Below are 4,748 nucleotides of genomic sequence, written 5' to 3'. Positions count from 1 at the left end.
AAGCTGATGTCGATGGTCGAGGCGTAGGCCTCCGACATCTGGATGCCCTTGAGCGGGACGTACGAGCCGTCGTAGATGACCTCGCCCATGCTCGGCTTGAAGAAGAGGGTCAGCCAGACGCCGGTGATGATGATGATGACGAAGGTGTAGAGCGCGATCTCGCCCAGCATGAAGGACCAGTGGTCCGGGAAGATCTTGCGCAGATTGGCCTTGGCCAGGGAGTAGATGCCGACCCGGCCGTCGGTCCAGTCGGCCAGGGCCTCGGCCTTGTTCGCGGGGTTGGCGCGCGTGCTGGTCACCGGTCCCGGCTGCGACTGCTGGTCGGTTCTCACGACGGGCTCCCCGGCGTCCTCGGCGTGCCGGGCTGGAGGCCCGCCGGCAAAGACGCCGGCCGGCGAAGTGTTGTGATCATGGGACCTCTCGATACGGGCCCGCCGGCTGAACCGGCACGCGGAGCGGGTGACCCACTGGCCCGTTGCTCAGGGTGATGGAGCGCTTACTCTGTCATGCTGTCGGCAGGGGGCCGACTGTGCACGTCCATCGGTCCGTACGGCCGCTCGTGTCGGTCCGTACGGGGGGTCCTGGCGTCTGATCGGCCGCCGGACGGGTGGCGGTGCTGCGCCCGGGTGCCGCGGAACCGTTTCGGCGCGCGCCGCGTCCGGAGGTCGCGCGATCCCGGGCCTACGCTGCGCCAATGGTGGATCACCCTGAACTCTTCGAGGACGTCACCGCGGCCCTCGCCCGCGCCGGGATCGACGCCGGGTCGGGCCCGTCCCTGCTGCGGATCGGCCATCGGCCGCCGGGGGTGGCGGTCGGCTGGTCGCCGGGGGAGGGGCCGGACGGGCCGCCCTCCCGGGGAGCGCGCGAGGCGGTCAGCGGTGCGGCCGCCGTCGTGCTGCGCGAGTGCGGCTACCTGGTCGCCGAGACGGGCGGCGGCGAGCTGCTGGTGACGCCCGCCGCCGCGCCGGTGGCGGTGCCGGCGGAGCCGGAGGCGGTGCCGGAGCAGTGGTGGGGCTGAGCCGGGCCGGCCCGGCAGCCCTCATACCGAACCCTTACCTGAACGGGGGGTCCTGTTGACCACGGCGGCTCTAAGGTTTGCCTAAGCTAAGTCGAAGCGCCCCGGACCCTCGTGTCCGGGGCGTTCGGCTGTGCCGCGCCGCCGCCACCCGCGGCGGGCCGCCGAGTTCAGGTACGACCCGGGGTGACCGGGGGAGGAGCCCGCTGCATGTGGGATGAGGCGTTTCCCAGCTTTCTGATCGGGCTGCGCGAAGGTCTGGAAGCCGGACTGATCGTGTCGATCCTGGTCGCCACGCTCGTCCGGTTCGGGCACAAGGCCCGGTTGCCGCAGGTGTGGACCGGCGTCGCGGCGGCGATCGCGCTCAGCCTCAGCTTCGGCGCGGTGCTCACCTTCACCGCCGCCAACCTCTCCGGCCACGCCCAGGAGGCGTTCGGCGGGGTGCTGAGCCTGATCGCGGTCGGCTTCGTCACCGCGATGGTGTTCTGGATGCGCCGCTCGGCGCGCACCCTCTCCGCCGAGCTGAAGGAGAAGGTCCAGGCCTCGCTGGCGATGGGCGCCGGCGCGCTGGTGCTCACCAGCTTCCTGGCCGTCGGCCGCGAAGGCCTGGAGACCTCGCTCTTCCTGTGGACCAACGTGCGCACCGCCGGGGAGTCCACCGGGCCGCTGCTCGGCGCGGCCGTCGGCCTGGTGCTCTCGGCCGGCCTCTGCTGGGGCCTGTACCGGCGGGCGCTGAAGATGAACCTCACCCGGTTCTTCACCATCACCGGCGCCGGCCTGATCGTGGTCGCGGCGGGCGTGCTCGGCTACGGCCTGCGCGACCTGCAGGAGTCCGGGCTGGTCGGCGGCGGCAGCTCGTACGCGTTCGACCTGAGCGGCCACCTGGACGCCTCCTCCTGGTACGCCACGCTGGTGCAGGGCACCCTCAACCTGACCGTCACCATGACGGTCCTCCAGGTCGTCGGCTACCTCGCCTACCTGTGCATCGTGATGACGCTGTTCGTCGAGGGCGTCCGCGGCGGCAAGACCGCTCCGGCCCCCGGGAAGGCGGCGCAGGGCGGGGAGGCAGCACAGGGCGAGGAGACGGCGCAGGGCGAGAAGGCCGGGGCGGCCGCGCCCGAGGCCGCCGGGCCGGTGCGGTCCGGGCGGCCGCGCTGGGCCGTGCCGACCGCGCTCGTCGCGGTGCCGGTGGTGATCGCCGGGGCCGTGATCGCGGTCAGCGACGGCAAGCAGAGCAGCTCCGCCACCGTGTCCGTCTCCGAGCAGGAGTGCGGCAAGGGCTTCAGCACCCCGCTGCCCGGCCAGCAGGTGTTCCAGATGCACAACACCGGCGACAAGGTCTCCGAGGTCTACCTGGTCAACCCGGCCAGCGGCGCCGTCTACGGCGAGATCGAGGGCCTGGCCCCCGGCACCACCCGCGCGCTGACCGCGACCATCGGCTCCGGCGACTACGCCTGGCGCTGCGTACCCACCGGCGGCACCTCCGTCACCTCGGCCGCCGTGCACGTCACCGGCGGCGGCCAGGTCAAGGCCGTCAAGCCGGTCGCCGAGGACGACCTCAAGGGCCCGCTCGACGCCTACAAGGACTACGTCAACAAGGGCCTCGCGACCCTGCTGACGCAGACCCAGAAGCTCCAGGCCGACGTCCACGGCGGCGACCTCGCCACCGCCAAGGCCGACTGGCTCACCGCCCACCTCCAGTACGCCTCGCTCGGCGCCGCCTACGGCACCTTCGCCGACCTCGACGGCAAGATCGACGGCCGGCCCGACGGGCTTGCCGACAAGGCCCAGGACAAGGACTTCACCGGCTTCCTGCGCCTGGAGTACGGCCTCTGGCACGGCCAGTCCGCCGCCGACCTGACGCCCGTCGCCGACCAGCTGGCCGCCGATGTCGCCAAGCTCGGGCAGGACTTCCCCGGCCAGGACTTCGACCCCGGAGACCTTCCGCTGCGCGCTCACGAGATCCTGGAGAACACCCTCCAGTTCGAGCTCACCGGCGACACCGACCAGGGCAGCGGCACCAACCTGGCCACCACCCAGGCCAACCTGGCCGGCACCCGGGAACTGCTGACCGTCCTGCAGCCGCTGCTCGACGAGCGCGACCCGCAGCTGCTCACCCGCGTCGACGCGGGGATGAAGCGGGTCGGCGACCTGGTCGCCGCCGCCCACAAGCCCGAGGGCTGGACCGCGCTGGAGCAGCTCCCCGCCGACGCCCGCCGCCAGCTCAACGGCGCCACCGGCGAGCTGCTCGAAGACCTCGCCCCCATCCCCGCCCTGCTCGAGATCCGGAAGGCCGCCTGATGACCGACCACAACGCTGCCACCGGAGGCTCCTGCCCGTTCCCGCACGCCGCCGCGCCAGCCTCGGCCGTCGCCGAGGGCGGCTGCCCGGCCGGCCCGGCCCGCCGCAGCTTCGTCCGGACCGCCCTCGGCGCCGGCGCCGGGGCGGCCGTCCTGGCGGGCGGGGCGTTCACCCTGGCCGCCGGCCCGGCCTCCGCCGGGGACAGCCGCCAGGCGAAGAGCGGGGCCGTCCCGTTCCACGGCGACCACCAGGCCGGCGTCACCACTCCGGCCCCCGGCTACGCGGCCTTCCTGTCCTGCCAGGTGATAGCCCAGGACCGCAAGGGCCTGGAGGACCTCCTCAAGACCCTGACCGAGCGGATCCGCTTCCTCACCGCTGGCGGCACCCCGCCCGACCTCGGCGTCGGCGCGCCGCCCGCCGACAGCGGCATCCTCGGCCCCACCGTGCCCACCGACAACCTGACCGTCACGGTTGGCGTCGGCGCCTCGCTGTTCGACGACCGGTACGGGCTGGCCAAGGCCAAGCCGACCAAGCTGGCCCCGATGAAGACCTTCCCCAACGACAATCTGCAGGCCGCCGAACTCCACGGCGACCTCTCGCTGCAGATCTGCGCCGACCGCCAGGACACCGTGCTGCACGCGCTGCGCGACATCACCCGGCACACCCGCGGCGCGATGCAGATCCTCTGGCGGATCGACGGCTTCCAGAACGAGTCCCGCCCGGACGGCGCCCAGCGCAACCTGCTCGGCTTCAAGGACGGCATAGTCAACCCCGACACCACCTCCGCCCGCGAGATGGACCGGCTGATCTGGGTCACCGACGGACTGGGCGAGCCCGCCTGGGCGACCGGCGGCAGCTACCAGGTGATCCGGATCATCCGGATGCTGATCGAGTTCTGGGACCGCGTCACCCTCGCCGAGCAGGAGAAGATGTTCGGCCGCCGCCGCGACACCGGCGCGCCGCTGGACGGCCGCCAGGAGACCGACGCGCCGGACTACGGCAAGGACCCGGAGGGCAAGGCGATCCCGCTCAAGGCGCACATCCGGCTCGCCAACCCGCGCACCGCCGACACCGACACCTCGCGCATCCTGCGCCGCGGCTTCAACTACGACCGGGGCGTCGACAAGGCCGGCAACCTGGACATGGGCCTGGTGTTCTGCTGCTACCAGCAGGACGTGGTGCGGCAGTTCGAGGCCACCCAGACCCGGCTCATCGACGAGCCGCTGGTCGACTACATCTCGCCGACCGGCGGCGGGTACTTCTTCGTCCTGCCGGGCGTGAAGGACAACGCCGACTGGCTCGGACGCGGGCTGCTCGCGGCGCTCTGACGACGGTTTGACGGCAGTCTCACGGCGGCCGACGTGACGCCGGGCCCCGGGGCGCCCGGGGGGGCGCGGGGCGCCCGCGCTGCGGGGGCTGGGTGTCTGTGAGA

General features: G+C 72.7%; 3 protein-coding genes and 1 pseudogene. 3 read left to right on the top strand and 1 reads right to left on the bottom strand.

Annotated elements, in window-relative coordinates; translation table 11 throughout:
- Nucleotides 1-299 (bottom strand): annotated as a pseudogene (locus tag ACFV61_RS24345) (ubiquinol-cytochrome c reductase cytochrome b subunit); the annotation flags it as partial.
- 395 nt (nucleotides 300-694) lie between these two features.
- Here ACFV61_RS24345 and ACFV61_RS24340 point away from each other — a divergent pair.
- The 3 genes from ACFV61_RS24340 (at nucleotide 695) to efeB (ending at nucleotide 4,644) form a co-directional block, all read left to right on the top strand.
- Nucleotides 695-1,018, top strand: coding sequence for a hypothetical protein (locus ACFV61_RS24340; protein ID WP_380345515.1), 324 nt, complete (start codon nucleotides 695-697; stop codon nucleotides 1,016-1,018).
- Nucleotides 1,019-1,225: 207 nt separating this feature from the next.
- On the top strand, nucleotides 1,226-3,316 hold the full coding sequence (gene efeU / locus ACFV61_RS24335) for an iron uptake transporter permease EfeU (RefSeq protein ID WP_380493861.1): 2,091 nt from the start codon (nucleotides 1,226-1,228) through the stop codon (nucleotides 3,314-3,316).
- Nucleotides 3,316-4,644, top strand: a complete 1,329-nt coding sequence (gene efeB / locus ACFV61_RS24330; RefSeq protein ID WP_380493859.1) for an iron uptake transporter deferrochelatase/peroxidase subunit — start codon at nucleotides 3,316-3,318, stop codon at nucleotides 4,642-4,644. The genes efeU and efeB overlap by 1 nt, the downstream gene beginning before the upstream one ends.
- The last annotated feature ends 104 nt before the right edge of the window (nucleotides 4,645-4,748 follow it).

This window comes from Kitasatospora sp. NPDC059817 (assembly GCF_042731835.1).
In the GTDB taxonomy this organism is placed as follows: domain Bacteria; phylum Actinomycetota; class Actinomycetes; order Streptomycetales; family Streptomycetaceae; genus Kitasatospora.
This window is presented reverse-complemented; position numbering and strand designations above follow the sequence as displayed.

Bases quoted from the DNA above. Each gene is read 5' to 3' on its own strand.
- ACFV61_RS24340 (WP_380345515.1), top strand. From the start codon at position 695: ATGGTGGATCACCCTGAACTCTTCGAGGACGTCACCGCGGCCCTCGCC.
- efeU (WP_380493861.1), top strand. From the start codon at position 1,226: ATGTGGGATGAGGCGTTTCCCAGCTTTCTGATCGGGCTGCGCGAAGGT.
- efeB (WP_380493859.1), top strand. From the start codon at position 3,316: ATGACCGACCACAACGCTGCCACCGGAGGCTCCTGCCCGTTCCCGCAC.